The 270-nt window shown below is 38.1% G+C and carries 1 protein-coding gene; it reads left to right on the forward strand.

What is annotated here, in order from left to right; genetic code table 11:
• A partial coding sequence (locus RYX56_RS22540; protein WP_317124144.1) for a hypothetical protein occupies window positions 1–270 on the forward strand: 270 nt, incomplete at both ends.

Genomic DNA, 270 nt, shown 5'->3' on the forward strand with positions numbered 1-270 from the left:
GCTGCATCTGTGATCAGTTTGCCACAAATTATCGTTCAAATTGGAGGACAAAATTCCTGGCTTGTTCCTATCGTTATGTTTCCGTTTCTAGTCCTCTTGATATATCTTATTTTTGGAAAAAAAGAAAATCACCAGGAAACTTTTCTGAGGATATTTTCCATTGGAACAGGAAGCAAGATTCGCGAGAAAATTCTGCTCCTGTCCTTCTCCCTTTTTGCTGTGTTAACGTTTGTCCATGATTTAAGGGCTCTGATTGATTTTATTGCCTCT

Origin of the sequence: Alkalihalophilus lindianensis (assembly GCF_032843265.1) — a bacterium.
Classification (GTDB): domain Bacteria; phylum Bacillota; class Bacilli; order Bacillales; family Bacillaceae_D; genus Alkalihalophilus; species Alkalihalophilus lindianensis.